Origin of the sequence: Yoonia sp. BS5-3 (genome assembly GCF_038069655.2) — a bacterium.
Classification (GTDB): domain Bacteria; phylum Pseudomonadota; class Alphaproteobacteria; order Rhodobacterales; family Rhodobacteraceae; genus Yoonia; species Yoonia phaeophyticola.
The window spans coordinates 2,595,351-2,611,724 of sequence record NZ_CP150951.2 but is presented as its reverse complement, the minus strand read 5'-3'; the positions used below and the strand labels follow the sequence as shown (position 1 = coordinate 2,611,724).

The window sequence follows — 16,374 nt, the reverse complement described above, 5'->3', positions numbered from 1 at the left end:
ACTCCTTGGTGGTTACGATGTGCCAGAAATCCTCCCTTATCAAATCGGCCTAAACTGTCCCATAGGCGCTGACGTCAGACAGCGGCCAAAGTCGCTATTAGCAAGTTTGAGATGATACTCTGTTTTGGACAAAGTCGCCGCAGATTTCCCCTCTTTGCGCTGCTTGGCGAGGAACGACGTACCGACCTTTTCGAATGTGTGACCCTTCGCCTCTAATCGAAGCCTCCTTCGCTCTTGCTTGGCTTCGTTTGGGTCGATCCCGTCGGCTAGCTGCATTTTGGCCAAATCACGTGCCTGTCGCGCCTTTGCGAGGCTAACTGCCGGATAGTCACCAATGACCAGAAGTTTTTCCTTCCTATCGATCCGATATTTGAAGCGCCAAGACTTGGCACCGCTCACTTTCACCAAGACGAATAGACCCTCGAAGTCAGCGACCTTGTAAGGTTTTTCACCGGATTTCAGGTTCTTCACTTTGATGTCGCTTAGGGGCACGGTGGGGGTACGCTCTTTCTCTGAAACTGATCGTACCCCCAATCATACCCCAAATCTGGGGGTACGTTATCGGACATTGTGAAATGGTGCAGGACGAACGACCTCATGACAAGCCTTATATGCAAGGCTCTATCGGATCTCACTGGATCAATCTGGATTAGGAAATGGTGCCCCCACACGGACTCGAACCGCGGACCTACTGATTACAAATCAGTTGCTCTACCAGCTGAGCTATAGGGGCACATCAGCGCCGTGCAGCGCCGTCAGTCCTAAGACTGGGCGGCATATAGCAGGGGTAAAGTCAGAAGCGCAATCCTGATTATGCACTCTGATCGAAAAAATTATGCGACCTCCCACATTCTGCCGTTAGCGACCGCAGCGGTGTTCTGTGCTATCTGAATTCGGTTTAACTGGTTCGAAATTCATCTATGTTGATGAGACCATCCAGACCAAAGGCACGAGGCTTTGATGCAGATCGCATTTCATATTGGCGCAAACTGCACAGACGAAGATCGCTTGCTGAAATCGATTCTCAAAAATGCCGATCCGTTATTGAAACAAGGGATCGCCGTGCCAGGCCCGAGCCGCTATCGCAGCTTGATCAGGGAAACGATCCAAGGTTTGGGTCAGGCTGACCCCGCACCGGATGCGCGCGATATTCTGCTTGACGCAATTGTTGATAATGACGAACTGCGCCGCGTCGTACTGAGTAACGACAATTTCATCTGCATCCCCAAACGCATTTTCGACCACGGCGTGTTCTATCCGCAGGCCGAACATAAAGTGCGCGGACTGCGGCGCCTGTTTCCGCAAGATGAAATCACCCTCTATCTGAGCATTCGCAATCCTGTCACCTTTTTGCAAGAGACCTATAAACGCACGCAGACCGGTGATTTTCAGACATATCTTGGGCTCTTACAGCCCGAAGATTTGCGCTGGTCCGATATGATCAAGCGGATCAAATCAGGCGCGCCCGATGTGCCACTTGTCGTTTGGTGTAACGAAGATAGCCCGCTGTTGTGGGATCAATTGATCCGGTCCGTTTCGGGCATTTCCCCGGATCAAGGCATCGCAGGAGGGTTTGATCTGCTTTCGCACGTTCTGACGGCCGATGGTCTGAAACTGCTGAAAGCTCGTCTTGCTGAGGCACCGCCCCAAAAAGATGTCGACCGGCATGAAATGATCGCCGATATATGGGAAAAGCACGCCATCACTGATGCGGTTGAGGACGAGATTGATCTGCTTGAGCTGCCATCCGATGTGGTTGACCGGATGACGCAGACTTATGAGGAAGATCTGAACGTCATTGCCGCCCTACCGGGCGTCCAATTGATGCTTCCGTTTGGGGCGTGATCCATCCCACCCCATAACGGCAGGCTTACATCCCCAGCGCAGACTTATACATGTCCAGCACAGCTTCTTCTTCGGCCAAGTCATTTGCATCGCGTTTGCGCAACGCGATGACTTTGCGCATGACCTTGGTGTCATAGCCCCGCCCCTTGGCTTCGGCCATCACTTCTTTTTGCGCGTCGGCAATGTCTTTCTTCTCAGCGTCAAGCCGTTCGAAACGCTCAATAAACTGACGCAACTCTTGGGCCGCAACGGTGGAACTGGACGCTGTGCTCTCGTCATTCATGGATGCTCTCCTTGGTGATCGCCTTTCCCTAGCCCCTGCCCTAAAGGGCTGCAACCCTTGCAGCGTTCATAAACGCAGGTTAAAGCGTCCCGACTTTGATGAACCGAAGCGTGATCAAGAAATCGGGTCATCGCAGGGCATCTAAAACGCGGAGTGAGTGATGGAAATTGTCGTATGGGCGGGCGCGGCCCTGTCTGCTATCGGGCTTGCTGGGATCGTTTACAGTATTGTCGCTGTCTCGCGCGCCAAACGCGCGAACCTGCCAGATGAAGAATTGCGCGCACGCATCAGCCGCATTCTTCCCATCAATCTAGGTGCCCTGTTTATTTCCATGATCGGCTTAATGGCCGTCATCATAGGTGTCATGGCAAGCTAGGGTCAGGACCCACTAATCTTGCACCGTCAGCGGCGATTTCACGAAATATCAGTGGTTTGCGCCGTGCCGGCCATAGTTGATCTACGGCCAAGCGGCGCACGCCGCTGAGATGAAGTGAAATCGCCGCCCTTCGGGTTTGCCGGATTTTCCCTCTGATCTGCGGCACATCTGCTTTAAATAGAACCACTATTCCTGCGCAGATGCTTCTTGTCAGAGACAAAAATCTGGTAAACTGACGGTGCAAGATTAGTGGGTCCTGACCCTAGGCTGCGCCCTTATTGATCCGGCCCTTCATGGATAATGATCGTAGCCATCGCAGCCAATGCAGGAACAGCAGCGCCATACTTGCGAGCCATCGCAGGATTTGATGCATTTCCTGCGCGCGCCCGTGCTGCCACACCTGCCAGAATCGCGGCCAGTCGAAAGACTGCAAAAACCAGGTAGAACGACCAGTTCTCAATCTCAACCAAACCGCGCCGCTTGGCGTAATCGGTGACATAGTCGCGTTCGCTTGGCAGGCCATATTCCGTCCGGTCAATGCCTTCCAGACCACGCATATCCCCCCGATTGGGCAAACGCCACTGCATACATTGATAGGCAAGATCAGCCATCGGATGCCCGAGAGTTGAAAGCTCCCAATCTAAGATACCCGCGATCTGTGGGCTGTTCGGCGCAAAGATCATATTGTCCAGCCGCCAGTCACCGTGCACCAACGAAATGGCGCCATCATCGGCAGGCAGGTTCTGTTCCAGCCATCCCATAATTGCGGTCATCGCGTCGCTGGGCGCATCAGCAACCGACGCAAGGTATTGCCTGCTCCACCGGTCCAACTGCCGGGCAAAATAATTTCCCGGTTTGCCAAAATCGGACAGACCTACGGTGGCCGGATCAACATCATGCAAAGCAGCAAGCGCTGCGTTCATAGCGTCATAAATCGCCTTGCGTTCTGGCTTGTCCTGCTCAGGCAATGCCGGGTCCCAAAAGATGCGTCCCGGCAAATAGCGCATGACAAAGAACGCGCGCCGGCTGGGCGCGTTTTGCGCATCGGCCAGATAAAGCATTTCCGGAACAGGCACATCCGTTCCCGCCAAAGCCTGCATCACGCGATATTCGCGATCGACTGCGTGGGCCGATGGCAACAGCCTGCCCGGCGGTTTGCTGCGCAAAACATAGGTACCGCTGGCAGCCTCTAACTTGTAAGTTGGGTTCGATTGCCCCGTCCCAAATTTGCTGACGGTCTGTAAGGTCTCAAACTCGGGGATTGCATCGGTCAGGTGCGCGTCTAACTGCGCGTGGTTCATCCCCAGATCTGGTGCTGCTTCCTGCATGGTTGCATTTGAGGCGATCCACAGCCCCGGTGCAACCCGTTGATTGACATCCCCCCTGCCCGATGCGCCAATACCGTTCAAATGTTGGGAGGCATGTGATGGATCTGGGTCAAACAGAGCGGCTGAAGCCAGTTTTGGCATCGGTGAAGGCGATGATCAAAGATGAGATCGCCCCAATGGATGAAGCATTTTTGGCCGAGGTCGAAAAAGGGGATCGCTGGGTCCTGACAGCGCGACAGAGCGAGATTTTGGAAAACCTCAAATCTCACGCCCAGGCGAAAGGTCTGTGGAACTTTTGGGACACGTTGGGCGATGGTCCCAAGCTCAGCACGGTCGAATATGCCTATTTGGCCGAAGAAATGGGTAAAAGCCACCTGGCGGCCGAAGTCTTTAACTGCAATGCGCCCGATACCGGCAATATGGAGGTCTTTGCCAGGTTTGGTACTGCGGCGATGAAAACACGCTGGCTGAAGCCTCTGATGGCCGGGCAAATACGATCAGCCTATTTGATGACTGAACCTGACATCGCCAGTTCGGATGCGACCAATATCGCGATGCGCTGTGAACGCCAAGGCGATGAATACGTCCTGAACGGGGAAAAATGGTGGGCAACAGGTGCCGGTGATCCCCGCTGTGCCGTACATATTGTGATGGTGCGTAGCAGCAATGACGCCCCGAAACATCAGCAACACAGCATGATCGTTGTGCCGGCAGACAGCCCAGGCATCACAAAGCTGCGCGCGATGGAGGTTTACGGCCACGATGATGCCCCCCATGGGCATATTCACTTTCGCTATGACAACGTGCGCGTGCCTGCAGAAAACCTACTGCTTGGTGAAGGGCGCGGTTTTGAAATTGCGCAAAACCGGCTTGGCCCTGGCCGCATCCATCATTGCATGCGCGCGATTGGACAGGCCGAAAAAGCGCTTTCGTTGATGTGCGCACGCTCCGTATCGCGACATGCGTTTGGCAAGCCACTTGCCCAACTTGGCGAGAATTTCGACCTGATCGCGAAGGCCCGGATGGATATTGAACAGGCGCGCTTGCTATGCCTTAAAGCCGCATGGATGATGGATCAGGGCGACAAACGCGCATCTGCGCCCTGGATCAGCCAAATCAAGGTCGTCGCGCCGCAAGTCGCATTGGCCGTGACGGATATGGCCATTCAAATGCACGGTGCCGCGGGGGTTTCGCAGGACACGCCGCTTGCCCGCCAATGGACGCATTTGCGTACCCTGCGCCTTGCTGATGGCCCCGATGCCGTGCATCGCAGGCAAGTCGCGCGGGCGGAATTGGCGCATTATGCGTCTGGGCAAAACAGCTCGTAAATCTTTTCAAGAAGGGGGCGCACACGCGGATCAGACAGGCGATAATGCATGCTACGCCCGTCCCGATCACATGTGACCAAGCCTTCGTTACGCAGACGTAACAACTGACCAGAAACATAAGACTGACTGGCCCCAAGCGTCTTTTCAAGCTCGCCCACGGTCATTTGACCGGGGACCAATGCACATAAGATCCGCAACCGACCGGGGTTGGACAACGCTTTGAGCATCTCGGCGGCTTCACCGGCGGCAGCGTCCATAGGGTCGGTCAGGATTGGCGTGTTATTGGTCATGCTGGTCATATACTCTGTCGAAAAATACATTCCAATGTTGAAATGTTTAGATGGGTTCACTATTCTTTCTATAAAGGAGATTCGAAGTGACACCAGACGTGAAAGCCTTCTTCGACGACGCAACGAACACCGTGTCCTACGTCGTTTGCGAGCCACAAGGGCGTGCATGTGCGATTATCGACAGTGTCTTAGATTACGATCCTGCGTCGGGGCGAACCGACACCAGCTCAGCCGATCAAATCATCGCCTGGGTCAAAACCGAAAACCGACAAGTCGCTTGGATTTTGGAAAGCCATGTGCACGCCGATCATCTGTCTGCGGCACCTTACTTGCAAACCCATCTGGGCGGAAAAGTCGGTATTGGTCAAAACATCACGGTGGTTCAAAACACGTTTGGCAAAGTCTTTAACGAGGGGACCGCATTTCAACGCGATGGATCGCAGTTTGATGCCCTGTTTGAGGATGGTGACAGCTTTCATATCGGCCAGTTGCGGGCAGATGTGTTGCACACGCCCGGACACACACCCGCTTGCCTGACTTACGTCATCGGCGATACAGCCTTTGTGGGTGACACGCTCTTTATGCCCGATTTCGGGACAGCCAGATGCGATTTCCCCGGTGGGTCGGCCAAGGACCTATTTGCCTCGATCCAGAAAATCCTCAGCCTGCCGGACGAAACCCGGATATTCGTCGGGCATGATTACAAGGCACCAGGACGTGATGAATTCGCGTGGGAAACCACAGTGGGCGAGCAAAAAGCCCTGAATATTCACATTGGCGCAGGGCGACCAATGGAAGAATTTGTCGCAATGCGTACCGCGCGGGATGCCAAACTTGGGATGCCCCGGCTGATACTGCCGTCACTGCAAACCAATATGCGTGCTGGACATCTTCCTGAACCGGAAGGCAACGGTCAACGCTATTTCAAAGTGCCGATCAACCAGATCTAGGCACATCACAACAACAGGAAAAACATGCATATCGATTGGATCATGGGGCTCGCTGGCGGCGTGCTCATCGGGGTGGCTGGCGCCATCTTTCTTTTGGCAAATGGGCGGATCATGGGTGCGTCCGGCCTGTTGGGTGGGCTTGTCGATGGCACGGGCCAACATGATTGGGCCGAGCGAGCAGCGTTCATCGCAGGCTTGGTTGTTACCCCTGCCATCATCGCATTCGCCATGGGCGGTGCCCAGACGCATTTGACCGGCAATATCGCGGTTATTTTGATTGCAGGCATCCTTGTCGGTATCGGCACACGCCTGGCCAATGGCTGCACCTCTGGTCATGGGGTTTGCGGCATATCGCGCCTGTCCTTGCGGGGGATTGTCGCCACCGTTTTCTACATCGGAGCGGGCGGGCTTACCGTGATCATTTTCAAACATCTTCTGGGGATCATCTGATGCGCGGTCTTATTGCTTTTGTCGCTGGTGCGGTTTTTGGTGCTGGTCTGCTTGTCTCTGGGATGACAGACACAACCAAGGTGCAAGGTTGGCTTGATATTTTCGGTGACTGGAATCCGACATTGGCCTTTGTCATGGGCGGTGCGATCATCCCAATGGCCATCGCGTGGCGGTTCACGATTGGGCGTAAACCGGTGCTCGGCGGTTCGTTCCCCCCGCAATCCGACGCCAAGCCCGGCAGAAACCTGGTCATCGGCTCAACACTGTTTGGGGCTGGCTGGGGGCTTGCAGGCCTCTGCCCGGGTCCTGCTATGGCCTCTTTGGGCTTCGGAGGTTCGGGCGCGATCTTGTTTCTTGTGGCGATGATGGCGGGTATGGCCGCCGCCCCCACGTTACGCAGCCGTCTGGACGCGCAGAGCGCAGCCGTATAAAGACTTCTTTTATGGATATTCGACAAATTTGCCCGACCTACGCCGTTTCGCCGCAAATCGCGGCTGAGGATGTACCCGCAATTGCTGCCGCCGGTTTCACAACCATCATCTGCAATCGGCCGGACGCGGAAATTCCGCCCAGCCACCATGCAGATGTCATCGAAACCGCCGCAACCGCCGCAGGTTTGAAATTCGTTATTATCCCCGTAACGCATCAAAGCCTGAACCAAGATATGGTTCAGGCCCAGAAAGAGGCGCTTGCATCGTCAGATGGTCCTTGTCTGGCCTATTGCGCTTCTGGCACGCGATCTTCGATCGTTTGGTCCTTGGGACAGGCCGGCGACATGACAACCGATGATATTATCGCTGCGACTGCTGCCGCAGGCTATGATCTGGCTGGTATGCGCCCGCAACTGGATGCACTTGCCGGGCGCTAAAGGCCGCCCTATTCAGGCAGTTCTAGTGACATTGGCGCGATATCAATCTCGGGCAAGTCCATGGGGTCTGCGTCGGTTTCAATTGCGCTTGGGTCAAACGCCCCCGCCTCGAGGGCACTTTCGTCAAATGCGGCAGTTTCTATGGCAGGCGCATCAACGGCGGCTTCTATGTCTGGCTCTTCCAGAGCCATATCAACTGCATCGTGTTCCATTGGGTTAGGCAAATCGGGGATCATCGGGCCGCCCGCAGCCGCCGTTTGATCCGTTGAAAGAGCGCCAAGATCAGACATCCCCATCGTGGGGGCCTGCTCGATGCGCACGGCACGTTTTCCGCCCATCTGCCCCAGCTTTGCCGGCAGCCTGACCAAGCCATCGGTCGAAACCAATTGCGCTGATGACACCGTGCAATCGGGCAAGGCCAAAACCTGTCCGACCTGCAGATTTTCGGCCTGGGCGAGCGATATGCTAAAGCGATGCAACTCCACATCCAAAACGCAGGGCGCATCGGCAACCGCCATACGGAAGGACGGATCCCAGGGCAGTTTTTCGGCCGCGGGGGTGACGGGTGCGGGCTCTGCCGTATTCAGCGGCAATGCCAGCAGCACCTGCCCCGCCCGCCCCTCAACCCCAAGGTCGATATTCATCCGCAAGGTACGATATTCCATGTCGTCCAATATGAGGGCGGCGGCCCGTATATCGACGATCATGTCCTGATGCGTCAGCCCATCCAGCCAACCTTCAAATTCGGTGCCTGCGACAGATTCCGTTAGGTCCTGCAAAAGCGCGGCCATGAAACGGTCGCTCATCTGTTTGTCGGTGCTGGTTGCGACACGAAACTCTGGCGCGAATTTACCAACCCGCCCAATGGTTTGCAGTTCGACCACCGCTGCGCGCACTTGCATATCAAGACCGATTAATCCAACCGGCACCCCTTGCCGATGCAGCGCCACCATCATCAAATCATCGGGTAAGTCGGGCAACATCGCATCCAAGGGCTGCGCACCCTCTTCAATGGCCGTTACTGTCACAGCCAGCCCCAAAGCACTGTGCGCGGCCTTTGTCATGGCCATGCGCACGGCACGCGACGTTGTCAGCGGGCTTTGCGCTACTTCATCCGCCTGCGGGTCGGTCATACGCCGCAGAATGCTTGTGTGCGAATTGTCGGCCATCGGTCCGTCTATCAGGGATTACAACTGAACATTAAATGAACAGGCGTTACGTTTATCCTAACGCATGAGGCATTTTTGACATGGGCAACGTCACCCGAAAAGCAGCCCCCGGACCGCTGCGCAAATAGGTCACATCGCCACCTAAGCGATGCATGATCTCACGACAAATCGCCAATCCCAGGCCCGCGCCCCCTGCCTGAGACTGGTCAGACACGCGCGAGAATTTTTCAAAAATCAGCTCTTCATTCTCTGGTGAAATCCCGTTGCCATTGTCAATAAAATCAACAAAATAGAAGTCTTCATTCTTGGAGACAGTGATCGTTAAAGCAGGCTCTGCCGCGTCACAATATTTTCGCGCATTTGAGATCAGATTAATGAAGACCTGCGCCAACCGGTCCAAATCGGCAAACAGCGTTACTTTCTCGGCCGCAAGGTCACGGCTTACGCGCAATCCACCCTCTTGCACGCCAGCCGCATCAACCGCACGGTCGATCAGAGAGGACAGATCCCCGCTTTGCTCATTCAGCACGACCTGCCCATTTTCAAGCACTGAAAGATCCAGCAGGTCATCCAACAGCCGGGTCAGGCGCATAGCTTCATCATTGATGATCCCGGCGTAACGCTCTCTGGCCTGGGCCGGTGTGGTTTCATCGCGCAGGATGTCGGAAAACGACCGGATTGAGGTCATGGGCGTGCGCAGTTCATGACTGATCTGACTGAGAAATGCATCCTTCTGGATCGACAACGCCGTCAGTTTGTCATTGGCGTCGCGCAAAGCCCGGGCCGTCTGTTCTTGTTCAGCCGATTTTGCCTCAAGCTTGTTGGAATATTCCAAAATCTGGGCGGCCTCGTCGGCCACCGCGATCAGATCATCCACGGACACGCCGCTTCCGCCGGTTAGCTGGCCGATCATGGCATGAGCGGTCGCCGCACCCACGGACCCCGCAAGCTCACGTTCAAGCCGTTGAATGAAACCGGCTGTCACTTCGGGCAAATAGCCTGTTAATCCTTGGCTGGCCGCTTCCGCTTCGAAAATCGCCTGCGCCTCGCGGCTGCCTAAGATGCGCTGGGACATAATCAGCAAATCTTCTGCATCTGCGGCGGCGCTGCTCCAGGCTGGGGCGGCGGCCGAGCGTTCAAACACATTAACAAATTGCGCGCCCTGCAAGCGTTCAAGCGGAGCGGGGAAACTTAGCAACGATCCGATGACAAACATCGCTGTATTCAACAGCATCGACCACATGATCCCATGCACCAGCGGATCAAGCCCCGCGATCCCAAACAAAGCCTGCGGGCGCAGCCAGGCAATGCCAAATGGGCCCTGGGCAAATACAGCTTGGCTGATCGCCGCATCAGCACCGAAGCTTGGCAAGAACAAAGTCCAGGTCCAAATCATCAGACCTGTCGCCAGCCCAAGCGCCGCGCCGATACGGGTCGCGCCACGCCAAAAGATGCCGCCAACCAGAGCAGGCAGAATCTGTACAGTTCCTGTAAATGACACCAGACCGATTGCGGCCAACGCGGTCCCCCCGCCCGAAAGCCGGTAGTAGATAAAGCCCAGCATCAAAATCCCGGCAATGGACAACCTGCGCGCCAGCAAGATCACCTGGCGAACGTCACCAGACATCATCGCATGCTCGCCTGATTGCATATGCAGCCAGGCTGGGACGACGATATGGTTCGACACCATCGTTGCCAGCGCAATTGTCGCAACGATCACCATGGATGTGGCAGAGGAAAATCCGCCCAGGAATGACAAGACTGCAAGCCCGTCGCGGCCCTGCGCAATCGGGATCGTCAGAACGAACAGATCCGGGTTGCTTCCCGTCGGCAGCAGATCGAGCCCCACGACCGCAATCGGCACTACAAACAGGCTCATCAGAAAAAGGTAGCTTGGAAAGGCCCAGCTGGCGATCCGCAAGTGCCGCTCATCGACGTTTTCAACGACAAGCACCTGAAACATCCGGGGCAGGCAGATGAACGCGGCACCTGAGAGAAAGATCAGGCTGATCCAGCGTCCGTTATCTTGCTCCCATAGGGTAATGTCCGAGGTTTCAATACGCTGCAACATCTCGCCGGGCCCGCCAGCAACCTGCCACACAACAAATATGCCCACAGCCAGCAATGCCATCAATTTCACGACCGCCTCAACCGCGATGGCCATCACAATGCCATGGTGACGTTCATTTACATCCAGATTGCGTGTGCCGAACAAAATCGTAAAAACAGCGAGGCCGAGCGCGACCCAGACTGCCGTCGCATTATAATCAGCCGGTTCCCATAACCCCGCGTTGGGGCGGGCGAAAACAGCGAAAGACAAGGTCACAGATTGGAGCTGCAGCGCAATATAAGGGGTTGCTGCGATCACTGAAATCACAGTGACCATGACCCCTAAAAGCGTCGATTTACCAAAGCGTGACGAGACAAGATCAGCAATCGAGGTTAAGCGCTGCGTTCGTCCAATCCGCACCAGCTTGCGCAACAGCCACCACCAACCAACCATTACCAGCGTTGGCCCCAGGTAGATCGTTACAAACTCAAGCCCCGACCGCGCAGCATACCCAACAGCGCCATAAAAGGTCCAGGCGGTGCAATAGATGCTAAGCGATAAAGTATAAATCAGCGGCGATTGCAGCCAATTAGAATGTCCTGCGGCGGCCCTTTGTTCGGCAAGAAAGGCGACGGCAAATAAGATTGCGACATAGCTCAGCGCCGCAAAGATCAGAAGGTTAAAGGAAACCATTACTCTTTGCCTTCGGCTTCGAATGGCTCCTCACCCGGCTCAAGCCAGCGCGCGATCAACGCGCTGACGGCGATAAGCGCCATCCAAACGCCAAACACATAAAGCAGCGCGGGGGCGTTTGATGTTTGGACGGGTTCATCTGCGCCCCAAAGCAAGGGGATGGCCCATAACAGCATGCCCAGAATAGGCAAAAGCCGGGCAGCATCGGTCAAGCGCCTTTGTTTGTAGCTCGCCCGCTCTAGAAAAACCGATGCGTTTTTTGGGCTGCTCATGCGCCGATCAAGCTGCGCACATGGTCACGGACATCGGCATTGGAAAAGGGTTTCGTCATAAAATGGTTCGCCCCCAGCCGCAGCGCCAATTCGCGGTCCTTATCTTGGCCCTTTGCTGTCAGCATCATCACAGGAATGTCCTTTGATACGTCATGATCACGCAGATCGCGCAGGATGTCGAAACCACTGCGCCCCGGCAGCATCACGTCCAAGATGATCATATCCGGCGGCGTGGCCGTGATTTTTTCCATGGCCGTCTGACCATCCTCATGTGTGTGCACTGTCCAACCATCGCGGGACAAAATAAAGCTGATCGCCTCGATGATATTCGGCTCATCCTCGATCAGAAGGACACGTTTGCCCATCCCATCGTTTCTCCTCTTACTCCCGTATCCCCTCCCGAGGATCCCCTCGGGCTGACTATCAGGGCAATCGGGCGTGCTGTCAAAGTGCAGATTGCAATGCAACGCCCGCGATGGGGGCCTCTCTGCGGCTATTGCAGGCCGGGCGTGGGCAGATATGGCAAGAAATGCCCAATTCAACAGGATGATCTGTACCCTGCGGCGGATCTGGCATCAGCAAAGCCGTACTTTGCAGAACAGGCGGCGCGTCATAGCGCGGGGTACTGATCGGCACGGCGATAGCATAGCTTAGAAAACGCGGCTCTGGCGCGCCGGGCAAAACGACCTCTTGCCGGACAGGTTGGGTCGGGCGGCTCAGCGCACCGAATACCGGCCAAAGCGGACAAGCGCCGCCGGTGCGCGGCCACACAAAGCCCGGCACCGATTTCGCCAAAACAATCGTGCCCGAACTATCGCATATCACGAGCCCCGTCGGAGGATGACCGGCGTTTGCCGGAAGTGTTGAGATGCGCCGCAAAACCGCATCAAGCGGCGCATTGAACTGGCCAGCAAGGGCGATTGGGTCATATTTTGCAGCTTCACTGGCCTTGGAAAAAGCCGTCAAAGGCATCAGTTCCGCATCAGCGCTGTATCGGATGGCAAAATCGCGCAGCAAGTCGGCGGCACTACCGTTTAGGCCGGACCCCGCCACGACAGATGCAACATCCGGCTTGGAGTTTTCTAAATCAGCCAGATGATGGCCGGTCACAGCCAGAAACGCCTCTAGCGCCGCGCGTGGACTATTTGACGTATCGAGATCCATATCCGGCTTTTCAAGATAAGTGATCAGCGCCTCACTTCGGGCGGCAAGACGGATACTGTCACTATGGATATTTTCGTGAAACCGGCGCTGCCAATCGGCATCCAATTCCTCTTGTCCGGTCAGAATTGCCGAGGACGACCTGATTGAGGTCACAGCCGAAATCACATCATGCAGCGCATCGGCAAGTTCGGGGTCATGCGCCATCCGGTCTTGCATGACCTGTACCCGCTCTTCCAATTCACCCAAGCGGCGGGCCTGAGATGTGATCAAGCGGCTCCAACCGGGGTAACGCGCGGCAAGTTCTTCGGTGCGGGCGATCTCAACCCCGTCATCGGATGCAGCAGCGGCACTGCGCATCTGATCCAGCAGATCACTGTCCGCACCTTCGGTCAAAAGCGACGGATCAACCCCAAGGATGCGCGCAATATCCGACAACAACTTACCGCCGATTCTGCGGCGGTTATGTTCGATCAGGTTCAGATAAGAGGCCGAAATCCCGACGGCATCAGCGACAGCGGCCTGGCGCAACCCTTGATCAAGTCGCTTTTCTCTGATCCGTGAGCCGGTAAGTCGACGGGTTGGCAATTAGGATTCCCTTAACAGTTTCAATCGCTTTCTGCAGGCGCAAGAAAACAGCTTTACACATATCTTCGCGCACTTAGTGCATAAATTTACAAATAAGTCTAGCACCCCCAATGGCTTGTTGCCCAAATTGCCATCTCTCCCCGACAGTGAAAGAGCATTGTAAAGTGCGTGTCGGGCCAGTGAGGAGGCTGGATCGGCTTATAAACTCTAGGGAGGATATTCATGTCCAAATCGAACTTCTCGCGGCGCGGTGTGCTGAAGACCGGCGCGATTGCCGGTGCAGGGCTTGCTTTGCCAACATATTTGCGCGCAGACGGGCACGCTGGCTTTACCAACGCCCCAGGCGACAGCGAGGTCACGCTGGGTTTCAACGTACCGCAAACCGGTCCTTACGCTGACGAGGGTGCAGATGAGCTGCGCGCCTATGAGCTGGCTGTTGAGCATCTGAACGGCGGCGGCGATGGCGGCATGCTGACCACCTTCTCGTCCAAAGCACTGGACGGCACAGGCATCTTGGGCCGCGAAGTTAAATATGTGACCGGCGATACGCAGACGAAATCTGACGCTGCCCGCGCATCGGCCCGTTCGATGATCGAAAAAGACGGCGCGATCATGATCACTGGTGGGTCTTCCTCTGGTGTGGCCGTGGCCGTGCAGGCCCTGTGTCAGGAAGCTGGCGTGATCTTCATGGCAGGTCTTACCCACTCGAACGACACAACCGGTAAGGACAAGAAGGCCAACGGTTTCCGTCACTTCTTTAACTCTTACATGTCGGGTGCCGCGCTGGCGCCAATCCTTGCTGCCAACTACGGCACCGACCGCCGCGCCTACCACCTGACCGCCGACTACAACTGGGGTTACACCACAGAAGAAGCCGTGCGCACCTCGACCGAGGCTTTGGGTTGGGAAACTGTGAACGCTGTGAAAACACCGCTGACACAAACTGACTTCTCATCCTATATCGCCCCGGTTCTGAACTCTGGTGCTGACGTGCTGGTGCTGAACCACTACGGCGGGAACATGGTGAACTCGCTGACCAACGCGGTTCAGTTCGGTCTGCGCGAAGCACAAGCCAACGGCAAAGACTTCGAAATCATCGTACCACTGTATTCTCGCCTGATGGCGAAAGGTGCGGGTGCGAACGTGAAAGGCATCTTCGGTTCAACCAATTGGCACTGGTCGCTGCAGGACGCAGGCAGCCAGGCTTTTGTACGCTCCTTCGGCACCAAATACGGCTTCCCGCCAAGCCAGGCCGCGCACACATGCTATGTGCAGACCCTGCTGTATGCAGATGCCGTAACCCGCGCCGGTTCGTTCAACCCATGCGCCGTTGCAGAAGCTCTGGAAGGCTTCGAATTTGACGGTCTGGGCAACGGCCCGACACTTTATCGTGCGGAAGACCACCAGTGTTTCAAAGACGTGCTGGTTGTGAAGGGTAAAGAGAACCCGGAAAACGAGTTCGACCTTCTGGAAATCGTTGAAGTCACACCTGCGGCGCAGGTCACTTATGACGCCTCGATCTTCGGCGGCGAGCTGGGCTCCTGTAACCCAGGCGCTTAAGGGCAATTATGGGATCATCGGCCATCGGCCGGTGATCCCCCTTCCCTTTTCATTGAAATTATCAGCGCGCTTTCGGCGCGGACGGACGATGGGCGGCCTGCCCAGTCTCTAACCGATCAGAGGTCATGCAAATGGACCAGTTCATACTGCAAATTCTAAACGGGCTTGATAAAGGCTCTGCCTATGCGCTGATCGCGTTGGGTTTGACACTTATCTTCGGCACCCTGGGCGTTGTGAACTTCGCCCATGGGGCGTTGTTCATGCTGGGGGCCTTCGTCGCGGTCACCCTGAACAAGGTTTTGACGCTCAGCCATAAGGTTGTCGACGAAACGCGCACCGACTTTTTGGGCAATCCGCTACAAGTGGACGTGCCTTATGTGTACGACTTTTTCGGTGAAGCTGCCGGGAATGCAATCATCGACTGGGCCGTCCCGCTGTCAATCCTGGTCGCCATTCCGATCATGATCGCAATCGGCTTCATCATGGAACGCGGACTGATCAAGCATTTCTACAAGCGCCCGCATGCTGACCAGATCCTTGTCACTTTTGGCCTTGCCATCGTGATCCAGGAGGTCGTGAAATACTTCTACGGCGCGAACCCGATCCCAACGCCTGCACCAGAGGCCTTTGTCGGCAGCTTTGATTTCGGCGTCGCATTCGGTTTTGATCCAAACGCAATCATCTATCCGTACTGGCGGCTTGTCTATTTCTTCTTTGCAATCGCCATCATCGGCGCCGTCTTTGCCTTCTTGCAGTTCACCACCTTTGGGATGGTCGTACGGGCTGGGATGGCCGATCGCGAGACGGTTGGGCTGCTGGGCATCGATATCGACCGGCGGTTTACTATCATGTTTGGCATCGCGGCAGCGGTCGCAGGCCTTGCTGGGGTGATGTACGCGCCCATTGTAGCGCCCAACTATCACATGGGGATGGATTTCCTTGTACTGAGCTTTGTTGTGGTGGTTGTCGGCGGCATGGGCAGCCTGCCCGGCGCGGTCTTGGCCGGCTTCCTGCTGGGCGTGTTGGAGAGCTTTGCCTCAATGCCCGGTGTGGTGCAGCTGCTGCCTGGGATCAACCAAATCGTCATCTACCTGGTGGCAATCATCATTCTGTTGACGCGTCCGCGTGGCCTGATGGGCCGCAAAGGCGTGATGGAGGAATAA

The 16,374-nt window shown here is 55.8% G+C and carries 18 protein-coding genes and 1 tRNA gene; 9 read left to right on the top strand and 10 right to left on the bottom strand.

Annotated elements, in window-relative coordinates; all coding sequences use genetic code 11:
* Positions 1-39: 39 nt before the first annotated feature.
* Together AABB29_RS13215 and AABB29_RS13210 are read right to left on the bottom strand one after the other, a co-directional pair.
* A complete protein-coding gene (locus AABB29_RS13215) occupies positions 40-492 on the bottom strand; it encodes an Arm DNA-binding domain-containing protein (protein ID WP_341366466.1) in 453 nt (150 codons plus the stop codon).
* Between the two features lie 165 nt (positions 493-657).
* A tRNA-Thr gene (locus AABB29_RS13210) sits at positions 658-733 on the bottom strand.
* Between the two features lie 227 nt (positions 734-960).
* On the opposite strand from AABB29_RS13210, the gene AABB29_RS13205 reads away from it, so the two are divergent.
* Positions 961-1,845: a hypothetical protein gene (locus AABB29_RS13205; protein WP_341366467.1), complete on the top strand. Its 885-nt coding sequence runs from the start codon at positions 961-963 to the stop codon at positions 1,843-1,845.
* A 25-nt stretch (positions 1,846-1,870) separates the two neighbouring features.
* Here AABB29_RS13205 and AABB29_RS13200 read toward each other — a convergent pair whose 3' ends face one another.
* Positions 1,871-2,128, bottom strand: coding sequence for a DUF2312 domain-containing protein (locus tag AABB29_RS13200; RefSeq protein ID WP_341366468.1), 258 nt, complete (start codon positions 2,126-2,128; stop codon positions 1,871-1,873).
* Between the two features lie 160 nt (positions 2,129-2,288).
* Between AABB29_RS13200 and AABB29_RS13195 the strand changes: the two genes are divergently transcribed.
* Complete coding sequence (locus AABB29_RS13195; protein WP_341366469.1) at positions 2,289-2,504, top strand: hypothetical protein; 216 nt, start codon at positions 2,289-2,291, stop codon at positions 2,502-2,504.
* Positions 2,505-2,779: 275 nt separating this feature from the next.
* Here AABB29_RS13195 and AABB29_RS13190 read toward each other — a convergent pair whose 3' ends face one another.
* Complete coding sequence (locus AABB29_RS13190; protein WP_341366470.1) at positions 2,780-3,913, bottom strand: phosphotransferase family protein; 1,134 nt, start codon at positions 3,911-3,913, stop codon at positions 2,780-2,782.
* Between the two features lie 17 nt (positions 3,914-3,930).
* Here AABB29_RS13190 and AABB29_RS13185 point away from each other — a divergent pair, with 17 nt between their 5' ends.
* A complete protein-coding gene (locus AABB29_RS13185) occupies positions 3,931-5,160 on the top strand; it encodes an acyl-CoA dehydrogenase family protein (protein WP_373636565.1) in 1,230 nt (409 codons plus the stop codon).
* Here AABB29_RS13185 and AABB29_RS13180 read toward each other — a convergent pair.
* Positions 5,133-5,450, bottom strand: coding sequence for a metalloregulator ArsR/SmtB family transcription factor (locus AABB29_RS13180; protein ID WP_341366472.1), 318 nt, complete (start codon positions 5,448-5,450; stop codon positions 5,133-5,135). The two genes, AABB29_RS13185 and AABB29_RS13180, sit on opposite strands and share 28 nt — an antisense overlap.
* 86 nt (positions 5,451-5,536) lie before the next feature.
* Here AABB29_RS13180 and AABB29_RS13175 point away from each other — a divergent pair, with 86 nt between their 5' ends.
* Genes AABB29_RS13175 through AABB29_RS13160 form a run of 4 tightly spaced genes read left to right on the top strand, consistent with a single transcriptional unit; the run spans position 5,537 to position 7,718 of the window.
* Positions 5,537-6,400 carry an MBL fold metallo-hydrolase gene (locus AABB29_RS13175; protein ID WP_341366473.1) on the top strand — a complete coding sequence of 288 codons (864 nt, stop codon included), beginning with the start codon at positions 5,537-5,539 and terminating at the stop codon, positions 6,398-6,400.
* A gap of 24 nt (positions 6,401-6,424) precedes the next feature.
* Complete coding sequence (locus AABB29_RS13170) at positions 6,425-6,850, top strand: YeeE/YedE thiosulfate transporter family protein (protein ID WP_341366474.1); 426 nt, start codon at positions 6,425-6,427, stop codon at positions 6,848-6,850.
* Positions 6,850-7,281, top strand: a complete 432-nt coding sequence (locus AABB29_RS13165; protein WP_373636564.1) for a DUF6691 family protein — start codon at positions 6,850-6,852, stop codon at positions 7,279-7,281. The genes AABB29_RS13170 and AABB29_RS13165 overlap by 1 nt, the downstream gene beginning before the upstream one ends.
* 11 nt (positions 7,282-7,292) lie before the next feature.
* Positions 7,293-7,718, top strand: a complete 426-nt coding sequence (locus AABB29_RS13160) for a TIGR01244 family sulfur transferase (RefSeq protein WP_341366475.1) — start codon at positions 7,293-7,295, stop codon at positions 7,716-7,718.
* An 8-nt stretch (positions 7,719-7,726) separates the two neighbouring features.
* Here the strand turns inward: AABB29_RS13160 and AABB29_RS13155 are convergent, their stop codons facing one another.
* The 5 genes from AABB29_RS13155 to AABB29_RS13135 form a co-directional block, all read right to left on the bottom strand.
* Complete coding sequence (locus AABB29_RS13155; RefSeq protein WP_341366476.1) at positions 7,727-8,887, bottom strand: FliM/FliN family flagellar motor C-terminal domain-containing protein; 1,161 nt, start codon at positions 8,885-8,887, stop codon at positions 7,727-7,729.
* A 52-nt stretch (positions 8,888-8,939) separates the two neighbouring features.
* Positions 8,940-11,630, bottom strand: a complete 2,691-nt coding sequence (locus AABB29_RS13150; RefSeq protein ID WP_341366477.1) for an ATP-binding protein — start codon at positions 11,628-11,630, stop codon at positions 8,940-8,942.
* The gene (locus AABB29_RS13145; RefSeq protein ID WP_341366478.1) at positions 11,630-11,902 is read right to left on the bottom strand and encodes a hypothetical protein; all 273 of its coding nucleotides are present in this window, start codon (positions 11,900-11,902) and stop codon (positions 11,630-11,632) included. Before AABB29_RS13145 ends, AABB29_RS13150 begins: the two co-directional genes overlap by 1 nt.
* Complete coding sequence (locus AABB29_RS13140) at positions 11,899-12,267, bottom strand: response regulator (RefSeq protein ID WP_341366479.1); 369 nt, start codon at positions 12,265-12,267, stop codon at positions 11,899-11,901. Before AABB29_RS13140 ends, AABB29_RS13145 begins: the two co-directional genes overlap by 4 nt.
* Positions 12,268-12,346: 79 nt before the next feature.
* Positions 12,347-13,651, bottom strand: a complete 1,305-nt coding sequence (locus AABB29_RS13135; protein ID WP_341366480.1) for a short-chain fatty acyl-CoA regulator family protein — start codon at positions 13,649-13,651, stop codon at positions 12,347-12,349.
* Between the two features lie 222 nt (positions 13,652-13,873).
* On the opposite strand from AABB29_RS13135, the gene AABB29_RS13130 reads away from it, so the two are divergent.
* A complete protein-coding gene (locus tag AABB29_RS13130) occupies positions 13,874-15,211 on the top strand; it encodes a substrate-binding protein (protein ID WP_341366481.1) in 1,338 nt (445 codons plus the stop codon).
* Positions 15,212-15,342: 131 nt separating this feature from the next.
* Positions 15,343-16,374, top strand: coding sequence for a branched-chain amino acid ABC transporter permease (locus tag AABB29_RS13125; protein WP_341366482.1), 1,032 nt, complete (start codon positions 15,343-15,345; stop codon positions 16,372-16,374).

Coding starts and splice junctions, on each gene's coding strand:
- AABB29_RS13165 (WP_373636564.1), top strand. CDS start 6,850: ATGCGCGGTCTTATTGCTTTTGTCGCTGGTGCGGTTTTTGGTGCTGGT.
- AABB29_RS13170 (WP_341366474.1), top strand. CDS start 6,425: ATGCATATCGATTGGATCATGGGGCTCGCTGGCGGCGTGCTCATCGGG.
- AABB29_RS13195 (WP_341366469.1), top strand. CDS start 2,289: ATGGAAATTGTCGTATGGGCGGGCGCGGCCCTGTCTGCTATCGGGCTT.
- AABB29_RS13150 (WP_341366477.1), bottom strand. CDS start 11,630: ATGGTTTCCTTTAACCTTCTGATCTTTGCGGCGCTGAGCTATGTCGCA.
- AABB29_RS13155 (WP_341366476.1), bottom strand. CDS start 8,887: ATGGCCGACAATTCGCACACAAGCATTCTGCGGCGTATGACCGACCCG.
- AABB29_RS13180 (WP_341366472.1), bottom strand. CDS start 5,450: ATGACCAATAACACGCCAATCCTGACCGACCCTATGGACGCTGCCGCC.
- AABB29_RS13160 (WP_341366475.1), top strand. CDS start 7,293: ATGGATATTCGACAAATTTGCCCGACCTACGCCGTTTCGCCGCAAATC.
- AABB29_RS13130 (WP_341366481.1), top strand. CDS start 13,874: ATGTCCAAATCGAACTTCTCGCGGCGCGGTGTGCTGAAGACCGGCGCG.
- AABB29_RS13200 (WP_341366468.1), bottom strand. CDS start 2,128: ATGAATGACGAGAGCACAGCGTCCAGTTCCACCGTTGCGGCCCAAGAG.
- AABB29_RS13140 (WP_341366479.1), bottom strand. CDS start 12,267: ATGGGCAAACGTGTCCTTCTGATCGAGGATGAGCCGAATATCATCGAG.
- AABB29_RS13185 (WP_373636565.1), top strand. CDS start 3,931: ATGGATCTGGGTCAAACAGAGCGGCTGAAGCCAGTTTTGGCATCGGTG.
- AABB29_RS13205 (WP_341366467.1), top strand. CDS start 961: ATGCAGATCGCATTTCATATTGGCGCAAACTGCACAGACGAAGATCGC.
- AABB29_RS13125 (WP_341366482.1), top strand. CDS start 15,343: ATGGACCAGTTCATACTGCAAATTCTAAACGGGCTTGATAAAGGCTCT.
- AABB29_RS13145 (WP_341366478.1), bottom strand. CDS start 11,902: ATGAGCAGCCCAAAAAACGCATCGGTTTTTCTAGAGCGGGCGAGCTAC.